A 21,915-nucleotide genomic window follows, 5' to 3' on the forward strand; every position below is an offset into this window, starting at 1 on the left:
AATTAAATTGTTCGAAGGGAGCAAATGAAGAAAAGGTTACGAGACTTTGTTACTTTCGCAGAGAATAGGTATTAATGCGTAACAGGTGGGGGGTAACACTTCGGTGTTAACGAGGTGACAGAATCAGGTAGTTACGGTCCTGGTCGATCTGAAAGTGAAACTGACCCAGTACATTCATACCCAGCAACCCTTCTGCAGAGGCGTAGTCCAGCTCTAATCCGGCCACCTCCAGGTCTTTGACAATGTATTGACCGAGGTGTAGCTCCTTCACCCGATAAATAGGAGCAAAGACAAACCCACTGGCTGTTTTCAACTGGGTATGATTCACCCGATGGGCCATTTTCTTGCGTTTAAGCTCTTTCAATAAAGTATTGGGCAAAGTTGTCAGGCTGGCTCCGGTGTCAATCAGCAATCTTGGCTGGCTTTTATCCTGAGTTGACGCTACTACGATGTAGTGATTGCCTTCATTAACGAGAGAAATGGCTGAGGTTGGCATTTCCTCGGGTTCTTCCTGAACAGGGGGCAACAGGTCAGACAGTTGTTTGAAAGCCATTCGGCCAAACTCTTCATCGGTCTGCAATAACTCGAGTTCGCGAATGGCATTGTTGGAATCCTCGGCAGACAGGTAACCCTGAGCCATTGCAAACCGGTAAAAGGCACGCTCGGGTTCCATGGTTGCCAGTTTCTGGAAGAGGGGCAGGGTTTCCTGGAGTTGTTGGTTTTTCTGCCTGTTTTCATAGATCATGCGGCTGAGCTTGTGAATACTGTCGGCTGTGTTTTCCAGCTGATCAGGCAGGCTGATGAATGAGCGGACGCTGATCAACACTTCAATGGCTTTCTCCAGCTCCTGCTCCTCGGTGTAGAGCTGGGCCAGCTTTTTCAGAAAAACCGGGTTTTGATAATAATGTTGGGTAAAACGTTCCAGTGCAGCAATACTGTACTCCCTGTGTTCATACCATTCATCTATTTTTTGCAGCAGGACTGTTTCCAGTCGTTGACTAAGTTCCGAATTCTGTCGCTCCTGCCGTTGAAAAATGATCAGGGCGTCATCGTACCTGTGTTCTTCCAGTGCCCGCTCAAAATCAATGATTTCCTGAGGTATGTCAGGCCACTCTAGCGTGTTAGTGAAATCTCCAAGAGGCAGCCAATTCCTGAAGTCCTGATTTTCGAAGTAAGTCTTTTTGCCCTTAACAGCCAACACTTCATGCCACCACCAACCGGTAATCAGGCCAGTGGCAAACATCATGATGGATAATGTTAGAAGTCTTAGAGCCAGAATTTTTTTCAACAGGACAGGGACTCCATTCAAGTATTTTTTCTTCAGTCTAGCTTGACTCCAAAGGGATCGTCGACGCAATCCATCTGCGTGTTAATTGTGCAAATTATTTCATCCTTCTTTGCTCTATAGTATTGAAGAGATTTTTTCGCCTGTGGCTGATGATTTTCAGAATCTGTAGTCTGCCGCTCTTTCGTGATGGCATGAAATGGAGACTATCCATGAGTAAAAAAGTAGCTGTTATTCTTTCCGGGTCCGGTGTTTTTGATGGTAGCGAAATCCATGAGGCTGTTTTGACCCTGCTCAGCCTTGATCGCTGCGGAGCCAGTTACCAGTGCTTTGCCCCCGATATACCTCAACATCACGTTATTAATCATGTAACGGGTGAAGAAATGGAAGAAGGCCGCAACGTATTGGTAGAAGCGGCCAGGATTGCCCGGGGTGAGATCAGGCCGCTTGAAGAGTTGAAGGCGGAAGATTTTGATGCCCTGATTCTGCCCGGTGGTTTCGGAGCGGCAAAAAATTTATCGGATTTTGCCTTCAGGGGCAGTGAACTCAAGGTTCAGAGTGGCGTCAGCCTGGCGGTCAAGTCTTTCGCAGACGCCGGAAAACCGGTCGGGATGATGTGCATTTCACCGGCTATTGCCGGTCGCATATTTGGTGAAGGGGTTCTGGCCACCATCGGCAATGACGCTGAGACCGCTGCTGCACTGGAGCAGACAGGCGTCAGGCACGTGGAGTGTGCTGTGGATGATATTGTGGTTGATGAACGGCACAAGCTGGTGACCACTCCGGCCTATATGATTGCCAAGAGTATCAGTGAAGCCGCTGTCGGGATCGACAAGCTGGTTGATCGGGTTCTGTCTATGGTCTGATTTCCCGAAGCCTTGTCCTCCTTTGTCTGGGATGGCAAGGCTGCTGTTCAGTTGTCAGTGGACAGTGGACAGTGGTCAGTTGGCTTGCCCTCCCTTGGGTGATGAATATGCCTCATCTACGCAAATTAGTGATATTTATCTTTCTAATATTGTGTGCTGCTTCTTACGGGTATCAAGTTGATACTTATGAAGTGCATATAAGTTTCAACCATAATGTTTCCTATGAAGATTACGACAAGAGTTTTTCCAGTGGTCTGTTGAATTTATTAACTGCTTTCTCGTTATATTATGATGAATATGTAAGTTCCGACCATTCTGCGTCATATGAAGATTACGTACAGAGTTTTTACACTGGTCTTTTGGATTTATTAACCTATCTGTCATTATATTACGATCATCTAAGGCTGCCTTTACGATTATCTGAAATGGTAAATGTTGCTTTATTACGTTTCCTTATATCTAAAAGCGCTAGTAATCATAATTATATATATATTGCTATTTTATCAATAAGCCTATTATCAGGTTTTTTGGTTAATACTGCTTATGACCTAAGCGTATTTTTTAATAGTAATGAAAGCTCGTTATTAGCCATTTTCAGACTCATTGCGAAAATAGCAGAGCACGAATTATCTATAGAAGCTTTCTGCTGCTTGGCAAGACAGCTTTTTCCAGGATTATGTCTTATTTGTTTAGATTCCTTGAAAGACCCTGCAGCTGCGTCCTGTGCAAAACACTGGTATTGCCAGGCATGCATTGATGAATGGGCGAAGCAATCACCTTTCTGCCCTTTATGCGAGCGTTAGTACCCTCCGATGCGCTATTGTCAGGCGCATCAGTCAAGCCGACCGGGGGATCGACAAGCTGGTTGATCGGGTTCTGGTAATGGTCCGATAAGCTAATGACAGACTATGTCCTGCAGTTCCGCTCAACCTTAAAAAATCATTCCGTGTTTTTGGTGGATGTCAGCGCCTGAAGAATATCCTGTTGCCCAAAAACACGGGCAAACTCTTCTGCTGTCTGGCCGACATTGTTCTGCTGTCGAGGGTCGCACTCACTTTTCATTAACCGGTAAGCCATCTTCAACTCGCCACGGAAGATGGCTGCCATTAATGCGGTATTTCCCCTGTTGTCCTTAAGGCAAGGGTCTGAACCCTCTGATAAAAGCAGGTTAAAAGCATCGGGCTGTCCGTTATAGGTAGCCACCATCAGGGCTGTGTAGCCCTTTTGGTTTTTAGCGTTTACCGGAAAACCAGCTTTCACAAATGTGCTAATCACTTCTGTATCGTTGATACGGGCTGCTGCCAGAAAAAAGTCCGTAAGTTGTCGTGCAGTCTGACCTTTAACGACTTTTTCAGAAGCTGATGGTCTGACTTCAACGGGATAATCAGGAGTATCAGCCTGTAACTGTTGAGCAGTGGCAGCGAATCCTAAAAACCATGAAAACAAAATAACTAAACGCATAAATCCACCTTCATTTTGAAGACAGTGGCACACACTTTGTGAGCGCCACTGCAGTGGCGTTATCTGGACATGCTCTTGACGGTTTTCAGGTTGCCGCCAACGGCTTTTGCAAGTTGTTCACCAAATTCGCTGTCAGCCTGATAGAAGTGACTGAGCATGATGTATTTCACATCTTCGTTTTCAACCTTGCCAAGATCTCCAGCCAGATTGCTAACAAGATTTTTGCGCTCCTGTTTGTTGAAGCTGCGATAGAGGACGCCTGCCTGAGCAAACGGCAACTGTTTCCTGATAGCTCGCTGCAGATACTCGCCTTCAACAGGTAAAGAACTGTAGCGGCCTTTGGCCACTTCCTTTCTTGGGTCTAAACGACTGGGTTGATAGTTAACGTCAGAAGTCTGATTGCCATGGTTGGAGGCGCCGTCCTGATTCCAGTTGCTGACCGTTGCTTTGGCACGGTTAACAGGAATTTGCTGATGGTTGGTGCCCAGACGATACATTTGAGTATCGGCATAGGAAAACACCCGACCCTGTAGCAGGCGATCTTCAGAAGGTTCAATCCCTGGTACAATATTGGCCGGGGCAAAAGCGGACTGTTCCGTTTCCTGGAAGAAGTTGTCCGGTGTTCGGTTCAGCGTCATCGTACCTACTCTGGTCTCTTCGATATCGAGCCACATCTTTGTGGCATCCAGTGGGTTGTAGTCAAAGTCATCCAGTTGTGATGGCTTGAGTACTTTTATGAAAAGATCCCACTTCGGGTAGTCGCCTCTGGCAATGGCTTCATACATATCACGTGTCGCATGGCTGAAGTCCCTGCTTTGTATTTCTGCCGCTTCTTCGGCTGTCAGGTTCTTGATGCCCTGGCGACTTTTCCAGTGAAATTTCACGTAGGAAACATCACCGCCAGCATCAATGAATTTGTAGGCATGCACACCAAAGCCGTCCATCTGACGCAGGTTGGCCGGTGTGCCAAAGTCGGAATAGACCCAGGTCAGCATGTGAGTGGATTCAGGAACATGGCTGAAGAAATCAAAGAATCGATTCGGGTCTTGCTGATTCGTCACTGGAGACGGTTTTAGTGAATGGACCATATCCGGAAATTTGATGGCATCGCGGATAAAAAACACCGGAAGATTGTTGCCTACCAGATCCCAGTTACCCTCACGAGTATAAAACTTGGTCGCAAAACCTCGCGGGTCACGCAAAGTTTCTGGTGATCCTTTGCTATGGATTACGGTAGAAAAACGAACAAATACCGGAGTGACTTCATCTTTTGTGAAAACAGCGGCGCGGGTTAAATCGGAAATATCACGACTGGCTTTAAATTCACCATAAACACCGGTTCCACGGGCGTGGACAACACGCTCAGGAATTCTCTCCCGGGCAAAACGCTGGAGCTTCTGAATGAGTTGAACATCCTGGAGTAGAACACCACCGTTCTCCCCGGCGGTGTATGAATTCTGGTTGTCACCCACTACTGCTCCGTTATCCCGGGTCAGAGGAGCGGCCTGAAGGGTGGCGGATATGGCAAGGGCAAGTAATGTGCAATATGCAAGCGGTTTCATCGCTTTTATCTCCTAACCTCCATGCAAGCATTTGTAACAGCGAAGATGCTTTCAAAAGGAATTTTTTAAATGTGATTTTTTTATGGTTAGCCGAGTCAGTCGATCATAACCAAGCTTGGATTTATTGAATCAAGCGGGAGAGTAAGGAGACAGTTACTTCTCTCTATCTGGACAATAGAGAAAGTTAATGGCTTTAAGTCTGTTGTGTAATTGTTATCTATGGTTGTTTAACCATGCTTATTTTGATCTGAAAAGAGCATTGGAGCGAATTTTAAAAATAAGTGAGAAGCCTGTGATAATTCTGTGAGAATTTCCTGTGATGTTTTCAGTCAACCGCAGTAAAGGTGAAAAGTACCATGAGCCCAAAAGGCTTTCCGTTGTCACTTTTCAATATCGTGTTATTTGACTGGAGACAAAAACAATGAGGATGGAAAGTCACAACAACCCGGTGACCTCGCTATCACTAAACCAATCTCTGGAAGATGCAGTTCAGAATAGGAGGTTTAACCGGCAGGCGCTGGCAGGACTGAGTCCCGCTGATCAGAAGAAATTTGAGGCTTTTGGCCGGGGCCCTGAACGACAAATCTCGCACCATGCTATTCATCAGGCTTTTGAGCTGCAGGCGTTGAAGCAGGAGAAAGCCATTGCTGCCCAGCACAAACAGGAAAATATTTCCTACGGTGAACTCAATCGAAAAGCCAGTTGGTTGGCTGTGCAACTGGCCACTATGGGAATAGGTCAGGGAAATAATGTTGGGCTGTTTCTTGAGCGATCCATTCACATGCTGGTGGGGCTGGTGGGTATTCTGAAGACAGGAGCCGCCTATGTGCCTCAGGATGTCAGAATTACGCCGGAATCCACCCTGATCGACGTGATGGATTCTGCAGATATCCATATTGTTCTGACACTGTCACATCTGGTGGAGAAAATTCCTGTCAGGGACCACCAGAGAGTTCTGGCTATTGATAGTCTGGATTTTCCAAAGTCAGAGGATCAGCAATCCTGGTCCATGACAGTGCCTCGCTCTGCTGCAAGCCACGGTGACAATTGCTTTATTCTTTTCACGTCGGGAACCACCGGTAAGCCTAATGGTGTCCGGGTTACTCATGGCAATGTCTGCAATATTCTGCTGACAGCGCCAGGTAATTTGGGAATAAAGCCCGGCTATAAAGTGTCGCAACTGCTGAACATTGCTTCCGATATGGCGGCCTGGGAAATTCTGGGTTGTCTTGCCCATGGCGGAACCTTGGTGATCCGGGAAAACGATTTCACTGAAGCAGCCAAGCAGTGCGATGTCATCATCGCTACTCCCAGTATTCTTGCAAAAGTTGATGCTGACCAGTGTCAAAGAATCAAAAGTGTTGCTGTTGCAGGCGAGCCATGCCCAAGATCACTGGCAGAAAACTGGGCTGGCAGATGTCGCTTCATTAACAGCTGCGGCCCAACCGAAACCACCATCATCAATACGGCCCAGCACTTTCGCCCACACTCAATGGCTCTCACTATTGGCAAACCGACACCCAATAATACGGTGTATGTGCTGGACGAGCATATGCAGCCCTGTGCGATGGGAGAAGTGGGTGAGATCTGGGCCGGGGGTAAAGGTGTTTCAGCAGGATACATCAATAATGCCCGTCTGACCCGTGAGCGTTATCAGCCTGATCCTTTTATGGCCGATGGTAGCCTGATGTTCAGAACGCGAGATCTGGCACGCTGGAATGAAGAGGGCGAGCTGGAACACTTTGGGCGCACTGATGATCAGGTCAAGGTTAAAGGCTTCAGGGTAGAGCTCGACGCTATTTCAAACGTCATCGAGTCAGCGGGTCTATGTCAACAGGCTGTGACCATGAAGCTAAACGACAAAGAACTGGTGACATTTGTCAGACCCGCTAATAGCAGCATTGAAAAATGTCTGAAAGCTATAGAAGACAGATTGCCCTATTACTCTTGATTAAATCCGCAACGAGCGCAACACTCGCTGTTATGGCTAAGGTTCAAGCTACCTTGTCAAACACTTAAGAAAGACATTTCTGGCACCGTTGATATCACGATCAACGGTGAAGCCCTCACCCTTAATAACCTTGGAAGAACCTAATTTTTCGTCAATGGTCCCGCTCCATGATCGAGTCTTGGATGTATAGGCTTCGTTGCAATCAACCACATGCTTTCCATACTTTTTTGCGTACCACTTAAGCCGAATTTTGAATTGGTAGTGATTGAGGTCAAGCATCTGGCGGCAGGTGTTACGGCGAATGGTGCGAACCTTCTTATCTTTGCGTGTGACCATACCTCTTGTCTCAAAGGTTGGCAAAAATACAACGTCGTAGTTCGACACCAGCTCGAACGCCAGCCGATTATGCAGATCAAGAACAATGTCATCCTTTTTGCATTTCAGCCGGTCAATTTCCCTGTTGAAATGAATAATCCGATCTCTTGCCCACTGGGGCATGTCGAGGAACTTAACGCCCTTCTGCGTGTTCAGGATTTTTTGCTTTTGACTGATCAAGCTGTCCACTTGCTTCATCAGTGGAAACAGCTTTGTTTTTGCAACCTTATCACCCGCTATCAACGCCTCTTTTTCGCTGTAGCAAGTGGCAAAGGTGCGAACTCCGGGGTCAACTCCAACGCATCTAACCTTCCCTTGGATTTCGGGATTTAGCTCAATATGTTGTTGAACCTGAATGTACCAGCGACCTTTGTCGTAGGTTACGACACAAGATTTACCAATCGCTTCTGCTGGCACATCTTCTGTCAGGTGAATCTTGCCAAGAGCTTGTACGCAGGGATTTAACCCCTTTGGCAAACGGTCAATAGAGAATGAGTGCCTGCTACCTTTGCGGCTTTTGAAACTGATTTCTGCAAAGCCCTCTTTAGCTCCCTTGAGCTTCTTGTTGTGCTCGCAGACCGCTTTGAATGTGGTCGCTGCCGCCAGTGTTCCATTATCAGAAACAAGCGAGTTATAAGCCCTGCCACTTTCTTTTTGCTCTTGCTTCACTTGAGCTTTAATGGCAGGTCGCATGTTGATGAATTTTCCGCTGGCATCTTTATAGTCATCGTTGCGGAAACGCTCAACAGCAAGGTTGTACGACCTGCGATAGAGTATCAGGGCATCGTGATAGGCTTGCTTATTCTCTGGGTAAAACCTGATCTTTTTTGACGCTACTATCTTTGCGTCCTTTGCGTCTTTTAGCAGATCGCTTCCCGTAGTGGCTATTGCAGAATGAGGTAATGAAACCGATAAGCTCTTGGGTGTCGAATGGCCCACAGGCGTTATCCGGGTCATCCAAAACCTCGATGTGTCCTCCCGATAATTCAACAAGCCATTTGATGAGTCCAAACCCTGATCGGGCAAGGCGATCTTTTGTGGCAACCACAGTACGGGTTGGATTTCCGCACACCGCTGATTCCAGAATGGTTTGCAGTCCTTTTCGCTTAAAGTTGAAAGCACTGGCAATGTCGCTGATAAATTCTGCATCAGGGCGCTCTTTGAGTAAGATACGCTTTTGCGTGTCAATGCTGGATTTTTGCTTTCCAGAACTCACTCTTGTATAGCATATCTTCCTCTGCTGGTTGATGAATATGCGGAAGTGACCACCACTGGTTTGCTTCACTTTTTCGTAGTGACCGCTTTCGATCTTGCGCCTCATAGTTTGGCTGGTTACGCCTTCAATCTTGGCTAGCTTTGTAGTTGAACCCCACAAGATAAATTCACCTTTTGACGATTTATCTTGTGTCTGGCGTAATTGATTTTGCGATTGTTGCAATTTTATTTGACTGTCAAAGCTGGAGTCAGGCAGCAAAAAGCCTGACTTTGAGCACTTTCTTCTGGCTGAGCTGATGTACGACACGGTTCAGAGCTTCAGGCTGACTCTGAAAGAACGGGGGATTTCCCTGTCCATAGAGTGTAATGAAAGTCAGACACAGGTTTTTGCTGATATCGGAATGATTCAGAGGGTGTTTGATAATCTTCTGAAAAATGCTATTACCCACACTCCGCAGAATGGCTCGATCCTGATCCGTCTGAGTACCACAGCAAGGGGCGTTAATGTAACGGTTGAAGATACAGGCAGAGGCATTGATGAGGAGGATCTGCCAAGAATATTCAATCGTTTCTACCAGGCATCACTGGCCGCAGAGCATCGCAACAAAGCCGGAGGTATTGGCCTGGGGCTGGCCATCGTGAAAAGAATTCTGGAGTTGCATGGCAGTCATATAGAGGTGACCAGCCGATTGAGAAAGGGGACCAGTTTCCGGTTTACTTTGCCTGTCTAGGAGCCTGACCGAGAATAGCGCCCGTAGCGAGGACGGCAGAAAATTGAGGATGAAAATTCGGTTTTGTGAGGAGAATAGCGAGCTATTTGACGAACAAAAGCGGATTTTCAGACCAATTTGCTGCCGCCGCAGTAGGGCAGTCTATTCTCGGTCAGGCTCCTAGCAGCCTGTCGGACTTAAGACTGTCCTACTGCGGTTGCAATAAATTGGTCTAAAAATCCCTGTTTCTTCGTCAAATAGCTCGCTATTCTCCTCAGAAACAGAGATTTTTATCCTCAATTTCTTGCAATCCTCGCTACGGACGCTTAAGTCCGACAGGCTGCTAGACAGAGCAAGCTTAAGGCATTGGATGAAGGAACCTCCGTGGCCATAAAGCTGCCCTGTGAAAGCACTGTCTATGCTGCCGTTACAGGAGGCATGGAGGCTACCAGTTTCAATACTTCATTGTCGATGTAGTAGAGACCCTTGCCCTCAAAGCCAATCATATCGATTTTATCCAGAATACCTTTGAACAGCTTTTCTTCTTCGTGCTGCTCGGCTACATACCACTGCAGAAAGTTGAAAGTACTATAGTCCTTTTCAGTAAATGCAGTGTGCGCCAGCTCGTTGATACAACGGGTCACTTCGCACTCGTGCTCGTAAGTCCGCTGGAAGATATCTCTTACCGATTCATACTGGTGGGGAGGTGCATTGATTGCACCGATGATAGCCATTGCCCCAGTCTCATTAACATAGTCAAAGAGCTTTTGCATATGCTCCATTTCTTCCCGGGCATGCCGACGCAGAAACTCGTTGCAGCCATCAAGCCCCTGGGCTTCGCACCAGGAAGCCATTTGCAGGTAAAGGTTGGAGGAGTAGAACTCAAGATTGATCTGATCGTTGAGCTTGTCGATCATGGTTTGAGTCAGCATGGTTTTAACCTGTTCGTGCCAAAAACTGAAGTATAACGGCTTGGTGCTCCAGTTAAACATTCAGGGTATGATTTCGCCTTTTTTCACACGCTTCTGGACTGAGTCATGACTTCTCCTTTTGTTCATTCCGATACGCTTTACTGCAAAATGAAAACAGCCTGTGCTGATGACTGGCACCGCTATTGTCACCATGAGTTTGTTCAGGGTATTGCGGACGGCACACTGCCTCTGGAAAGCTTCAAGCATTATTTGCAGCAGGACTATCTGTTTCTGATTCACTTCGCCAGAGCTTATGCGCTGGCGGTCTACAAGGCTGATAATCTTGAGGATATGAGGGCAGCTTCCGGCTCCGTGGCCGGGATTCTCTCAGAGATGAATCTTCATCTAGACTACTGTGCCGAGTGGGGAATGACTGAGCAGGATGTGGTCAGTCAGCCAGAAGCCAGGGCTAATATGGCTTATACCCGCTATGTGCTGGAGCGAGGAATGGCAGGTGATATTCTGGATCTGGAAACTGCCCTCGCCCCCTGTGCAGTAGGCTATGCAGAGATTGGTCTGAGACTGATCAATGACCCGGCAACTAAAAGAGAAGGAAACCCCTATTGGAAATGGATCCAAACCTATGGGGGAGAGGAGTTTGTGCAAGGGGCTGTCAGGCAGGTTGAAGCGATTGAAACACTGGCTGCCAGCCGTTTCTCTGAAGGCCGGATGGACTCTCTCTGTCGTACTTTCAGAGAGGCCACCCGTCTGGAAATTGGCTTCTGGGATATGGGGCTGAATCGGACTTTTTAAGGAACATTATTCAAGGTGGGCTGGAAACAGTTCACTTTGATAAAAATAAACCTTCTGCTTCTAAAGGCTTCTTTTAATCCATTTATCCCGCTGTATGGCTCTGCTTAGTTTGAATGCCGATCTGCCTTACTCTCTCCGAAATTCAATACCTGACACAGGCAGTAATGTTCTGTTTTTTTAATAATTTAATCTTTGTCGTTTACTTGTGAGCCGTAAAGTCTCTTTTTTAGCGAAAAAGAGTGTGTTTCTTTAATCAACTTTTACCCGGTTTTTAAAAAATTTACTTAACCGTCTGCGCTAAATAGTTACGGTAAAAAGACAGGTCGGGGAGTTCAATAGGTAAGTATCTCTATTTTAATGGTGGCTTTAACTGCGTGCGAACTTAGTCGTATAAGTATAAATCCTCAGCAATATCAAAAATTGAATAAGTATATGAGTTTTAGTGATGTGATGAACGTCCAATAACTTATAAGAATCCGCATATAACTGCTCGGTCATAGAATGATTTCTAATAGTTCGTGATCACATATAAAAAGCAGAAAAGATCCACACAACACAACACATTGAGTTAGGAGTCCAGTGATCATGCAGAAGAAACTGCTTGCCACTTTAGTCGCTTCCCTCGTTGCCGGTCAGGCAATGGCCCTGGAAGTTTATAACGATGACGTTAACAGCCTGTCAATTGGCGGTAAGATCGGAGCTAAGACCGTTAAGAGCAATGGTTCTGACGCTGAGATGAAAGATGCCAGCCCACGCATCAACTTCAAATACGCTCACAAGTTTTCCAGCGGCTGGACCGGTTCTGCTGTTGCTGAGTGGGGCTTCTACGCTGTTGACGGCGACCAGGACGATCAGTTCTTCAACCGTCTGGGTAATGTTGGCCTGAGCCACGATACCTACGGTGCCTTCACTGCAGGTAAAGCATGGTCTGTAACCTCTGACGTATCTGGCTGGACTGACCAGTTCGCCATCGGTGGTGGTGCTGCTATGGGTGTCTACAGTGGCCGTACAGGTCTGGTAAGTGATGCTGATGCTGCACACGACAATGGTGACACTGATGGTACTGCACGTGCTGACGACGTAATCCAGTATCGCAACAGCTTTGGCGGTCTGAATGTTGGTATCCAGTACCAGCTGAAAGGCACCGGTGGTAAGACTACTGATGAGGGTGGTGAGACTGTAGACGGTACTCGTGACTCCAGTTACGGTGTTGTACTGAGCTATGACCTGCCAATGGGTCTGTCTCTGGGTGCTACATACAATGAGGCTAAGTACGTTGAAGAACTGGGCGTTCTGCCACGTTACAGCGGTTCTGACAAGTCTACCTCTGCTACCGTTGGCGCCAAGTTCGAAAACGAAGCTCTGTACCTGGCAGCTACCTATGGTCAGTTTGAAAACAAGACTGCTGTAGTCAAAGGCACTCTGGACAAAGAATCTACCGGTATTGAACTGTACGGTAAGTTGGCCCTGCCTCAGGTTGTTGATGGTTTTTACCTGCAGTCTGGTTTCAACCAGCTGACTGCTGACGACACCTACACTGGTGACAAGACTGACGCTCAGTTCACCGACTACATGGTGGGTGCCATCTATGAAACTGGCCCAATGCAGTTCGCTTTCGAATACACCCGTGGTGAGAAAGTCGCTGCTGCTGGCAATAAAGATTTTGACGACACCTACGCTGTGCAGGCTCTTTACTACTTCTAATCATCAGAAGCAGTCAGCCTGGCAGTAAGCAGTATCTGAGGAGGCGCAATCTGCTTCCCCAGACTCTGTCAAAAAAGGCGAAGCTCTATCCGGGTTTCGCCTTTTTGTTTTTTAGGAAACCTGAACCAGGGAAGCTAAAGCTTCACCAGCACTTAAACGGTAAGTTCTACTGCCTCCCCATACTGCTCACTCAAACAGCGATTCAATACCTGCATAAACGCTTCGCCGTTGCTGTCAGCAATCCACTGTTCTTTGCTTTCATCGTAATCGAAGTGAAAGCCGCCGCCTTTGGCGGCCAGCCATAATTGCAGCACGGGTGTCTGGCGGCTCAGAATGACCTTGGAGTTGTCTTCACAGGTCAGAGTGAGAATGCCTGCGGCGGTTTCATAATCAATATCCAGCCCTGCCTCTTCTATGGCGTCTTCAATAGCGACCATCAGGTCGTCCAGGAGGTCATGATATTCGCTTTCGTTCATCAGTGTATCCGTCAGTTAGGGCTATCGCCGCTGTTTGATGCAGATTATACTCAGCGGTTGATCATTGCTGAAACAGCCTTTTCAAAGAAGGGCTGTTCTGGTGGTGAATGACTATCCACACAGCCCTGAGCAAATTCAGCTCATGGTAAAAAGTACAAGGAGCCTTTCATGAGAGCCCTTATTGCCCTCATGTTCACCACTCTTCTGCTTGCCGGGTGCGGTCAGAAAGGGGATTTGTATCTTCCAAAGGATGGTGACACCCAGCAGTTGACTCATGGTGGGTCAGAGTAATCAGTCTCCGGGGAGAGACAGGCGACTGAAGCGCATAGATGCCTCAAGTGCATGGATGCCTCAAGCCCGGAAAAGTAGAATAATGCTCCCCAGAAATTTTATGACAGAGAGTAAGACAGTCTGATGGATTGGTTTCCCAGCCGTAACGGTGAGCTTTATGCTGAACAGGTTCCCGTTACTGAAATTGCTGAACAGTTTGGTACCCCGGCCTACATCTATTCCCGCAAAGGGTTTGAAGAAGGGTTTAAAGCCTACAAACAGGCGCTGGAAGGGTGGCCTCACCTGATTTGTTACGCCGTTAAAGCTAACAGCAACCTGGCGGTTCTGAATGTTCTGGCAAAACTGGGAGCGGGTTTTGACATCGTTTCCGTTGGTGAACTGGAGCGGGTTATTGCTGCCGGCGGTGAAGCCTCTAAAGTGGTTTTCTCCGGTGTCGGCAAACAGCGTCATGAAATCAGAAGAGCCCTGGAACTGGGTATTCACTGCTTCAATATTGAGTCAGAAACGGAGCTGGAAAGAATCCAGCAAGAAGCAGAAATCATGGGCAAAGTGGCCGCTGTTTCTGTCCGGGTGAATCCGGATGTCGATGCCCGGACCCACCCTTATATTTCTACGGGTCTGAAAGACAACAAGTTCGGTATTGATATCAAGGCTGCGCCTGCCGTTTACCAGCGGGCAGCTGAGCTAGCGAATATCGAAGTGGTGGGTGTGGACTGTCATATCGGCTCTCAGCTCACCACCAAAGAGCCCTTTATTGATGCTCTTGATCGTCTATTGCTGCTGGTTGATCAGCTTCGTGAAATGGGTATTATTCTGAAGCATCTGGATATTGGTGGTGGCCTGGGTATTTCCTACGAAAAACACGAACAGCCACCGACACCCTCAGAATATCTGGGGCAAGTGAGAGAGCACCTGGCTGCCAACGAGCACCACAAGCACCTGAAAATTGTGGTTGAGCCCGGGCGATCTATTGCCGCACAGGCAGGGATGCTGATCACTGAAGTTGAGCTGATCAAACAGTCTGACCATAAGGCTTTCGCCGTGGTTGATGCGGCCATGAATGATCTTTTGCGTCCTTCAATCTACAGCGCCTGGCATGGTATTGAACCGGTGGTGCGCAACGACGAGAGAGGGGAGCTATTGTGCGATGTGGTCGGGCCCATTTGTGAGACCGGAGACTTTCTGGGTAAAGACAGAAAGCTGAAAGTGGCTGAAGGCGATTTGCTGGCGGTCCGCTCTGCCGGTGCCTATGGCTTTGGAATGAGCTCCAATTATAATTCCCGTTGTCGCCCTGCTGAAATTATGGTCGATGGTGATCAGGTACATCTGGTTCGTCGCCGGGAAAGGCTGGCTGACCAGTGGGCCAACGAAATACTGCTGCCAGAAGGATAATTATTGCGCTATGTTGTTGCACTTCACAAAAATGCACGGCCTGGGCAATGACTTTATGGTTGTTGACAGAGTCACCCAGTCCATACGCATTACGCCGGAAAAAATCCGCAGCCTGTCTGACCGGAATTTTGGAATTGGTTTTGATCAGTTGCTGATGGTTGAGCCGCCCACCGATCCCGATATGGATTTCCGTTATCGGATCTTCAATGCCGACGGCAGTGAAGTGGAGCAATGTGGCAATGGTGCCCGTTGTTTTGCCCGTTTTGTCAGGGACAAGAAACTGATTGGACGTGACACCATTCGTGTTCAGACTTCAGGTGGCAATATGGAACTCACCATTGAAGACAATGGCGATGTTACGGTGGACATGGGTATTCCGGTGCTGGAGCCTCAACAGATTCCGTTCAACGCACCATCCATGCAAACCACCTATGACCTTGATGTGGACGGAGAGCGTTTGATAGTGGGGGCAGTTTCCATGGGCAATCCTCACGCCGTATGGCAGGTGGAGGATATTAACCGGGCACCGGTTGAATCAATGGGTCCCAAACTGGAAGGCCATAGTCGTTTTCCAAAACGCTGTAATGCCGGTTTTATGCAGGTACTGGATGCCACAGAGATCAACCTCCGGGTTTATGAGCGAGGCGTGGGTGAAACCCTGGCTTGTGGTTCCGGTGCCTGTGCGGCGGTTGTCGCGGGTCGTTTACAAGGACTTCTGGATGAAGAGGTTCGGGTTAATCTTACCGGTGGCAGTCTTCTGATTCGTTGGCGGGGAGAAGGTCACCCGGTTATGATGACAGGGAGTGCCACCAGGGTATTCGAAGGACAAACAAGGATATGACAGACTCGGCCACCAGTGATAAAGCCTCAAACAAGAAAAACGCTGGCAGAGAAAACCAGATCACTGCTATGACGGCAGATCAGGTGATTCAGTATCTGAAGAACCATCCTGACTTTTTTTTGAATCAGGATGAACTGCTGTTGGATCTCAAGATTCCCCATGAAAGAGGGGAAGCTATTTCACTGGTTGAACGTCAGTTACAACTGCTCAGGAAACACAATCTTGAGTTGCGGCGCAGGCTTGGCAAACTGGTGGACGTTGCCCGGGATAACGATCGCCTGTTCGAACAGACTCGCAAACTGGTGCTTGGTATGCTGGAAAGTCAGGACCTTGAGCAGGCGACTGAAACCCTCAAAGATGGTCTGGAGCAGGATTTTGAAATCGATTTTCATTCCCTGATTCTGTTTACCCGCCAACCAGCCAATCTGACCATCCGGGAAGAAGATCCTGATACAGCGGATGAAATTCTGGGTGATCTGCTTTCAGGCTTCAGGGATAAACAATCTTCCGGTCAAAAGGTCATCTGTGGCCGAATGAAGTCCCGCGAACTGGAATTCCTGTTTCCGGACAACCATGGGGAAATCGGTTCAGTGGCACTGGCGCCATTGAATTTCCCGGATAAAGTGGGTGTTTTGGCACTGGGCAGCCGGGATGAAAATCATTTTCGGGCTTCCATGGGCAGCCTGTTCATTGGTTATCTCAGTGATGTGACCAGCCGCGTCTTGAGTCGTCTTATCTGAAGGAGGCTAAGCCAGCGGCGACTATTAAATCCGCTCAGACGTTTAATCATTGTGTTCATGCTCCTGAGTAAATAGGGGGTGCCTGCAAACAGGGCAGGTTCTTACCCCGTTATTAATCATTGCTATGGCACATTCCTTATGGACTTTGTGGGAGCAGGCTAATATCTGGCAGCCGCTAAAGGCATCTTCCAGACAGATGCAGCACTCATCGTGGCCTGAGTTTTCCCGACATTTGTGATTGCCCAATAGCCTGTTATCAAGGCAGACACCGCAAACATCACAGTGAAAGGAATTATCTGAGTTTATTCGGCAAATACCACATTTATCGCAGTGATGCGGTTTATTATGTGCTGTGGTGAAGTGTTTGCAAATTGCGCAGTAGTATTCCGACATTTGCTCTCCACATCCGGGGCATGTCTGGGAATCTTCATTAATTTCTCCCTCATATCCACACAGAGAACACTTAAGCCGTACTGCATTGAGAGCCTTATGTGTAGCTGTACATGAAGGATCCTTGTTTTCGTTATGACATCTATGGCAGGGGAAATACCCCGGACAGCAAGGAAAACCCACAGAGCAGAATCTCCGGTAATGCTGGCACCCTGCTCCGTGAGACTCTTGCAGTGGAAGCCGTTGTAAATCTACGTTTGAACAGCCTGCCTGCTCATCGGGCGGGTTTGCATGCCCGCTTTGGGTGCACGGCTGCTGGTAAGGGGCAGAATATGAGTCAATGATCTGCAAAGTGTTGGCTGCGGCCATCTGTTGATTTTCTCCATGAGGCATATCGCTTACAGATGGTGGCCCTGAATCGGAGGAGTCAGACGAGTTTTCCAGCTCATTGTGAGTGATCGAGTGATCGTGAGAAACAAAATCGGCTGAGATTCGCATCGTCGGCCAGACCTCTGCCATAGGTTGATCTGTTCGATCATTCATGCGGTTTGCTGATCGTAGCTGACGAAGCTCACGCATCAATATTGAATATTGGTTATTCAAGCTTCTGTTTTGATCTTCAAAATAAGTTACGCAGCCTCGCAACCCCTCAATATCTGCATTTAATTCTTGATTCTTTATCGTTAATTCATGATTTTCTACATTTAAGTTTCGATTCTCTATATCTGAATTTTGATTTTCTATTCTTAATCTTTGGTTCTCTGTTCTTAACATTTGGTTCAATTCTCTTAACTGTTCGTTTTGTCCAGTTAACTTTGCAATCTTTTCTTTATCTTTCTCCTGATCGCATCTTTGCAGCTCAATCATTTCTGTAAGCCAGTGGTATTGATTTGTAGCATGTTCTAACTCTCTTAAACTGCTATTCAAGTTTCCAAGTTCATAAAGGGCAGGGTTTTCGAATGCATTAAATGCATTTTCCGGAGCAATCGGTGAAGGATTTGAAGGCAGTCCGTTGCTATCCCACATCTGTGCAGGCAAAGAAGGTTGGGGATAAGTTTGGGCGACGAGAAGAGAAGCATCGGTCGTATGTTTACTTAAGAAGTCTTGATTTATCCCTGACACTTCCATATCGGATCGGTCACGTGCCCTACTGGCGTGATAAGCACCGTGTGAACGTCCTGCCTGTAATCGCCTTTCGAAAGGGCCGATTCGCTGATTGGTAAGTGCAGTCTGCTTTGGCCTTGCTCCCTGCTGTAAATATCTGTTTGTTGGTACGTTAGGGGTGCTGCCGGTGGCGCCAGAGGCACTTTGGAAGCTACCAACGGGCCGGAGTGAAAGAGTGTTTGAACTGGCCTTGAAGCCGTCAACAGACCAGATTGAATGTGTGTTTGCACTTGCCTGGAAGCTATCAACGGGTCGGATTAAATAAGTGTTTGCACTTGCCTTAAAGCTATCAACAGTCCGGATTGAATGAGTGTTTGCACTGGCCTGGAAGCTATCAACTGGTCGGACTGAATCGGTGAATGAACTTGCCTGGAAGCTATCAGCAGGCTGGATTGAATGAGTGTTTGCACTGGCCTGGAAGCTATCAACTGGTTGGACTGAATCGGTGAGTGAATTTGCCTGCAAGCTATCAACTGGTTGGACTGAATCGGTCAATGAACTTGCCTGGAAGCTATCAGCTGGTTGGACTGAATCAGTGAATGAACTTGCCTGTAAGCTATCCACAGGCTGGATTGAATCGGAGAATGGGCTTGCATTGCTGACAATTATTTCGTTGGAGGTATTATCACCGTTACACTCGGATTGATGTTCATCAGGCTCGGGGCAGGCACCGTCAGTTGTGTCGTCGGAGATATAATCTCTGTTACGGATTAAAGACGCTTGTGGTGAAGAATCTTTTGGCGAAGGCGCTTGTGATGATGAGTAAGATTGCACCTGCCTCAAGAGTTTATCTGAAAAGCTTAATAATTCTTGAAACGACGGGTGCTGATCAAATTGCGTAATATTTATAAAAGGCTTGGGAAATGTAAACGGCCTTGCGTGGAACAAAATATTACTTCGTGTGGTTATATCTGATACTTTTCCTAACAGTTCACGAATAGGCCCAAGCGGTTTTTCATAGAACAGGAACAATTGAACAAAGTATTCAGTAAAGCAACATTGTTCAAATTGTCCTACTGGTGGCTGTTGGTCAGATTGATTGACCCTGTCAATTATGTCCTGAACAATCTTATACAAAATCATCAGGTTGTTATCGGCAGCTTCCGGCAGTGCCTGCTCAGGTGGAATAATCGGTTCACTTGTAGACAGGGTGCCAAGGTCATTCAAAGCCTGTGTTTCATCGCTCGTGGCTTCTATCAGCTGCCTGATAAACCGGTTGCGCACTGAGTTCTCACGGTAAGTACGCTGCAGTTCCAGTACCGCCTCAAGAGGAGTGACAGCATTACCCCTGGTGTTTGTGCTTTTGGTATCCAGAACCTGCAAACGCTCAGGCATGTCCAGCTCATTCAGTATTCGCCTTAGCTTGTGAACGGCGTTGGGGTCGTTGCTCTTAATGATGGCGACAAGTTGGTTCGCAAGTACCTGAAGGTCCTGAGTCCCGGTGTTTTCTTCATTCTCATCTTCATCTTCATCTTCATCTTCATCTTCATTGTCGTCTTTTCTGTTATTCCAATCTTCACTGCTATCATCACCTTCCCCCGGTGATCTGCTCTCCTGACCTTCAGGTTCATCTCTTTGTTCTTTTTGTTGATAGTTATTTTCGTCCTTTGATTCTCTGTCTGGTGCCCTGCCAGTAGGTTCACCATCCCCATTGCCCGCTTTCAGGCCACTTGTCTTCAGGGCTGTGCGCTCAAGAAATAGTTTCAAACAGCCAAGCTGCCACTGAAGACTTTCGCTGGCCGGGCAAGAATTGGCGGCACGCTGCAAAAGGGTGTTCCAGAAATTAACATCGGTCAGTTGATTTACATCCAGGAAGTCAAGCCAACCAATGGGTATAACGGCCTCACTGGAAGAGCCATCTGCGTTGACGCGTGTCATCTTCAGACGGGCCGGAGACGGCTGTTCCTGAAACGAGATAGAATCCTTACCAATAAACATCAGCCAATTGATGATGGGGTTGAGGATAACCAGGTCTATTTCGAATAATCCCGATGGTCTGCCCCCACCACCTCCCCAGGGGGGAGGGGGAGGCAAGTAGAAGAAGCCGCCATTGCCACCACTGGGAAAATTGCCCGTGCCAGTGAACTGGCCTCCTGTCGATGACAGTGTGTTATTTCGGGTTTGGCCGGTTTCCAGTCCACTGTTTGCTATGTTGTCGGGGTGGACCAGAAGGGTCATTGGAGCAATATGGGGCTCGTCCTTCAGCGGTTGATCGCTGGTTACAGAAGTCAACTCTGGTCTGTCTGCCGTCGTGGATTTTAAGCGAACAAGCGTGCCATTTTCAGAGGTACCCTGTGAGACATCCTGGAAGATGGGTGTTTGCTCTTCCTCCATTATCAGTAGCTGATAGCAATAGTCACTCAAGTCGTTCGTGAGCGATATTGCGATACTGTTCGAATCTTCTGGAGTCACAGGCGCCTTAAAGCAGAGAATGCTTTTTCGGTCATTAAAACCTTTCGGAAGCAGCAAGTTTACTTGCCACCGACTGACACCCTGTGGATCTGCAGCATCATTGATTTCAATCTGAACCCTGCTCCCGTCTAAATGATGTCGGTCAATGAGGGTTGAGGAGTAGCATAATGGCACAACCACCATAGCAAGCGGGAAAAGAACAAACGCCATGAATAAACGGTAAAAATGCATTCAAATCTTTCTATATAATTATGTTAATAACACCAATTCCACCCTCCTTGTCTGATATAAAAACGTCCGGACAATCTGTGCCGACTTTCTACTCTGGAAAAACAAAAGAGCATTATTGAGCGGTTTTATTATTCTTAGAACAAACAGATAATAGACAAGAATTTCTGAATTGCTATGTGGGTTGCATGCCTTTTATCGTAAAGTCTTGGGAAGCAGCAAACTCTGCACCGCCAGAAACTGCACAATAGCCACTCCTTCCTGCACTATAAACATCAAGTAATTACCGGTGGTGATTATTTAATCCGGTCGGAGGGTTAATTGCTATTTTCAACTAACGGAGTATATAGAGGGCTTCTGCAAACAGGGCAGGTTCTTATCCCGTTTTTAACCAACTCAATGGCGCATTCCCTATGAATTTTGTGGGAGCAGGGCAGTATCCGGCAGCCGCCGAAGGCATCTTCCAGGCAGATGCAGCACTCATCGTGGCCTGAGTTTTCCCGGCATTTGTGATTGCCTTGCAACCTTATGTCCAGACAGACATTGCAAACATCGCAGTGAAAGTTCTCTTCCTCGTTTATTCGGCAAATACCGCATTTATTGCAGTGGAACGGTGTGATATTCATACTGGTGAAATGTTTGCATTTTGCACAGTAATATTCCGACATTAGCTGATTGCATCCCGGACACGTCTGTGAGTCCTCTGTAATGTCCCCCTCATAGTGACACAGAGAGCACCGAAGCCTTATTGCATCAACAGCCATGCGATCGTCAACGTCGCAGTCATTACTAATGTTGTGACATCTTTGGCAGGGGAAAAATCCGGCACAGCATCCAAAGTTCACAAGGCATAACCTCTGGTAATGACCGCATAATGAGTTTCGTTCTGGTTGCGCAGATGTATTTAACTGCGCGTTCGATGGGTTTGGCTCTTCATTCAGGGGGCTTGATTGCTGGTAACATGCGTGAGACTCTGCTTCGTTGTTTGCTATCGAGCCCGGGCTTGCCGCTGCCGTCTGATACCGTGCTTGTTGGTTCACATAGTCTACTGACTCTTCCAAACGGGCCCGCGAATCACAATACCTCCGATTCTCTCTTCTTAATCCTTGAACCTCTTCAGTTAATTCC

At 47.5% G+C, this 21,915-nt stretch carries 19 protein-coding genes; 10 read left to right on the forward strand and 9 right to left on the reverse strand.

Going from position 1 to position 21,915, the window contains the following annotated elements; genetic code table 11:
* Positions 1–106: 106 nt before the first annotated feature.
* Complete coding sequence (locus ACOJUN_RS10610; RefSeq protein WP_422136600.1) at positions 107–1,309, reverse strand: retroviral-like aspartic protease family protein; 1,203 nt, start codon at positions 1,307–1,309, stop codon at positions 107–109.
* A gap of 188 nt (positions 1,310–1,497) precedes the next feature.
* On the opposite strand from ACOJUN_RS10610, the gene elbB reads away from it, so the two are divergent.
* Entirely contained in the window at positions 1,498–2,151 is a 654-nt protein-coding gene (gene elbB, locus ACOJUN_RS10615; RefSeq protein ID WP_422136601.1) for an isoprenoid biosynthesis glyoxalase ElbB, read from the forward strand.
* Between the two features lie 107 nt (positions 2,152–2,258).
* On the forward strand, positions 2,259–2,954 hold the full coding sequence (locus tag ACOJUN_RS10620) for an RING finger domain-containing protein (protein WP_422136602.1): 696 nt from the start codon (positions 2,259–2,261) through the stop codon (positions 2,952–2,954).
* A gap of 136 nt (positions 2,955–3,090) precedes the next feature.
* Here ACOJUN_RS10620 and ACOJUN_RS10625 read toward each other — a convergent pair whose 3' ends face one another.
* Both ACOJUN_RS10625 and ACOJUN_RS10630 read right to left on the reverse strand, forming a co-directional pair.
* Positions 3,091–3,612, reverse strand: a complete 522-nt coding sequence (locus tag ACOJUN_RS10625) for an ankyrin repeat domain-containing protein (protein WP_422136603.1) — start codon at positions 3,610–3,612, stop codon at positions 3,091–3,093.
* Positions 3,613–3,671: 59 nt separating this feature from the next.
* Positions 3,672–5,174: a catalase gene (locus tag ACOJUN_RS10630; RefSeq protein ID WP_422136604.1), complete on the reverse strand. Its 1,503-nt coding sequence runs from the start codon at positions 5,172–5,174 to the stop codon at positions 3,672–3,674.
* 421 nt (positions 5,175–5,595) lie between these two features.
* On the opposite strand from ACOJUN_RS10630, the gene ACOJUN_RS10635 reads away from it, so the two are divergent.
* Positions 5,596–7,125, forward strand: coding sequence for an AMP-binding protein (locus ACOJUN_RS10635; RefSeq protein ID WP_422136605.1), 1,530 nt, complete (start codon positions 5,596–5,598; stop codon positions 7,123–7,125).
* A gap of 48 nt (positions 7,126–7,173) precedes the next feature.
* On the opposite strand, the gene ACOJUN_RS10640 is transcribed toward ACOJUN_RS10635, so the two are convergent.
* Both ACOJUN_RS10640 and ACOJUN_RS10645 read right to left on the reverse strand, forming a co-directional pair.
* Positions 7,174–8,388 (reverse strand): RNA-guided endonuclease InsQ/TnpB family protein, encoded by a 1,215-nt coding sequence (locus ACOJUN_RS10640; RefSeq protein ID WP_422137062.1) that lies wholly within the window; start codon positions 8,386–8,388, stop codon positions 7,174–7,176.
* Complete coding sequence (locus tag ACOJUN_RS10645) at positions 8,300–8,875, reverse strand: IS607 family transposase (RefSeq protein ID WP_422136606.1); 576 nt, start codon at positions 8,873–8,875, stop codon at positions 8,300–8,302. The genes ACOJUN_RS10640 and ACOJUN_RS10645 overlap by 89 nt, the downstream gene beginning before the upstream one ends.
* A gap of 136 nt (positions 8,876–9,011) precedes the next feature.
* Between ACOJUN_RS10645 and ACOJUN_RS10650 the strand changes: the two genes are divergently transcribed.
* Positions 9,012–9,446 (forward strand): sensor histidine kinase, encoded by a 435-nt coding sequence (locus ACOJUN_RS10650; protein ID WP_422136607.1) that lies wholly within the window; start codon positions 9,012–9,014, stop codon positions 9,444–9,446.
* Positions 9,447–9,841: 395 nt separating this feature from the next.
* Here the strand turns inward: ACOJUN_RS10650 and ftnA are convergent, their stop codons facing one another.
* Positions 9,842–10,417 carry a non-heme ferritin gene (gene ftnA / locus ACOJUN_RS10655; protein ID WP_422136608.1) on the reverse strand — a complete coding sequence of 192 codons (576 nt, stop codon included), beginning with the start codon at positions 10,415–10,417 and terminating at the stop codon, positions 9,842–9,844.
* Positions 10,418–10,462: 45 nt separating this feature from the next.
* Between ftnA and tenA the strand changes: the two genes are divergently transcribed.
* Together tenA and ACOJUN_RS10665 are read left to right on the forward strand one after the other, a co-directional pair.
* Positions 10,463–11,149: a thiaminase II gene (gene tenA / locus ACOJUN_RS10660; RefSeq protein WP_422136609.1), complete on the forward strand. Its 687-nt coding sequence runs from the start codon at positions 10,463–10,465 to the stop codon at positions 11,147–11,149.
* A 585-nt stretch (positions 11,150–11,734) separates the two neighbouring features.
* Positions 11,735–12,853 (forward strand): porin, encoded by a 1,119-nt coding sequence (locus ACOJUN_RS10665; protein WP_422136610.1) that lies wholly within the window; start codon positions 11,735–11,737, stop codon positions 12,851–12,853.
* Between the two features lie 152 nt (positions 12,854–13,005).
* On the opposite strand, the gene cyaY is transcribed toward ACOJUN_RS10665, so the two are convergent.
* A complete protein-coding gene (gene cyaY / locus ACOJUN_RS10670; protein WP_422136611.1) occupies positions 13,006–13,329 on the reverse strand; it encodes an iron donor protein CyaY in 324 nt (107 codons plus the stop codon).
* A 168-nt stretch (positions 13,330–13,497) separates the two neighbouring features.
* On the opposite strand from cyaY, the gene lptM reads away from it, so the two are divergent.
* The 4 genes from lptM to ACOJUN_RS10690 all read left to right on the forward strand — a co-directional run bounded on the left by lptM (position 13,498) and on the right by ACOJUN_RS10690 (position 16,593).
* Positions 13,498–13,620: an LPS translocon maturation chaperone LptM gene (lptM, locus tag ACOJUN_RS10675; protein ID WP_422136612.1), complete on the forward strand. Its 123-nt coding sequence runs from the start codon at positions 13,498–13,500 to the stop codon at positions 13,618–13,620.
* Positions 13,621–13,743: 123 nt separating this feature from the next.
* Positions 13,744–15,012, forward strand: coding sequence for a diaminopimelate decarboxylase (gene lysA / locus ACOJUN_RS10680; RefSeq protein ID WP_422136613.1), 1,269 nt, complete (start codon positions 13,744–13,746; stop codon positions 15,010–15,012).
* Positions 15,013–15,022: 10 nt separating this feature from the next.
* Positions 15,023–15,853, forward strand: a complete 831-nt coding sequence (gene dapF, locus ACOJUN_RS10685; protein WP_422136614.1) for a diaminopimelate epimerase — start codon at positions 15,023–15,025, stop codon at positions 15,851–15,853.
* Entirely contained in the window at positions 15,850–16,593 is a 744-nt protein-coding gene (locus tag ACOJUN_RS10690; protein WP_422136615.1) for a DUF484 family protein, read from the forward strand. Before dapF ends, ACOJUN_RS10690 begins: the two co-directional genes overlap by 4 nt.
* A gap of 42 nt (positions 16,594–16,635) precedes the next feature.
* Here the strand turns inward: ACOJUN_RS10690 and ACOJUN_RS10695 are convergent, their stop codons facing one another.
* Complete coding sequence (locus tag ACOJUN_RS10695) at positions 16,636–20,790, reverse strand: CHY zinc finger protein (RefSeq protein ID WP_422136616.1); 4,155 nt, start codon at positions 20,788–20,790, stop codon at positions 16,636–16,638.
* A gap of 314 nt (positions 20,791–21,104) precedes the next feature.
* Entirely contained in the window at positions 21,105–21,827 is a 723-nt protein-coding gene (locus ACOJUN_RS10700) for a CHY zinc finger protein (RefSeq protein WP_422136617.1), read from the reverse strand.
* Positions 21,828–21,915: the final 88 nt, after the last annotated feature.

The sequence above is a fragment of the Endozoicomonas sp. ALD040 genome, from assembly GCF_049275945.1.
Classification (GTDB): domain Bacteria; phylum Pseudomonadota; class Gammaproteobacteria; order Pseudomonadales; family Endozoicomonadaceae; genus Endozoicomonas_A.

Coding starts and splice junctions, on each gene's coding strand:
- elbB (WP_422136601.1), top strand. CDS start 1,498: ATGAGTAAAAAAGTAGCTGTTATTCTTTCCGGGTCCGGTGTTTTTGAT.
- ACOJUN_RS10620 (WP_422136602.1), top strand. CDS start 2,259: ATGCCTCATCTACGCAAATTAGTGATATTTATCTTTCTAATATTGTGT.
- ACOJUN_RS10625 (WP_422136603.1), bottom strand. CDS start 3,612: ATGCGTTTAGTTATTTTGTTTTCATGGTTTTTAGGATTCGCTGCCACT.
- ACOJUN_RS10630 (WP_422136604.1), bottom strand. CDS start 5,174: ATGAAACCGCTTGCATATTGCACATTACTTGCCCTTGCCATATCCGCC.
- ACOJUN_RS10635 (WP_422136605.1), top strand. CDS start 5,596: ATGAGGATGGAAAGTCACAACAACCCGGTGACCTCGCTATCACTAAAC.
- ACOJUN_RS10650 (WP_422136607.1), top strand. CDS start 9,012: ATGTACGACACGGTTCAGAGCTTCAGGCTGACTCTGAAAGAACGGGGG.
- ftnA (WP_422136608.1), bottom strand. CDS start 10,417: ATGTTTAACTGGAGCACCAAGCCGTTATACTTCAGTTTTTGGCACGAA.
- tenA (WP_422136609.1), top strand. CDS start 10,463: ATGACTTCTCCTTTTGTTCATTCCGATACGCTTTACTGCAAAATGAAA.
- ACOJUN_RS10665 (WP_422136610.1), top strand. CDS start 11,735: ATGCAGAAGAAACTGCTTGCCACTTTAGTCGCTTCCCTCGTTGCCGGT.
- cyaY (WP_422136611.1), bottom strand. CDS start 13,329: ATGAACGAAAGCGAATATCATGACCTCCTGGACGACCTGATGGTCGCT.
- lptM (WP_422136612.1), top strand. CDS start 13,498: ATGAGAGCCCTTATTGCCCTCATGTTCACCACTCTTCTGCTTGCCGGG.
- lysA (WP_422136613.1), top strand. CDS start 13,744: ATGGATTGGTTTCCCAGCCGTAACGGTGAGCTTTATGCTGAACAGGTT.
- dapF (WP_422136614.1), top strand. CDS start 15,023: ATGTTGTTGCACTTCACAAAAATGCACGGCCTGGGCAATGACTTTATG.
- ACOJUN_RS10690 (WP_422136615.1), top strand. CDS start 15,850: ATGACAGACTCGGCCACCAGTGATAAAGCCTCAAACAAGAAAAACGCT.
- ACOJUN_RS10695 (WP_422136616.1), bottom strand. CDS start 20,790: ATGCATTTTTACCGTTTATTCATGGCGTTTGTTCTTTTCCCGCTTGCT.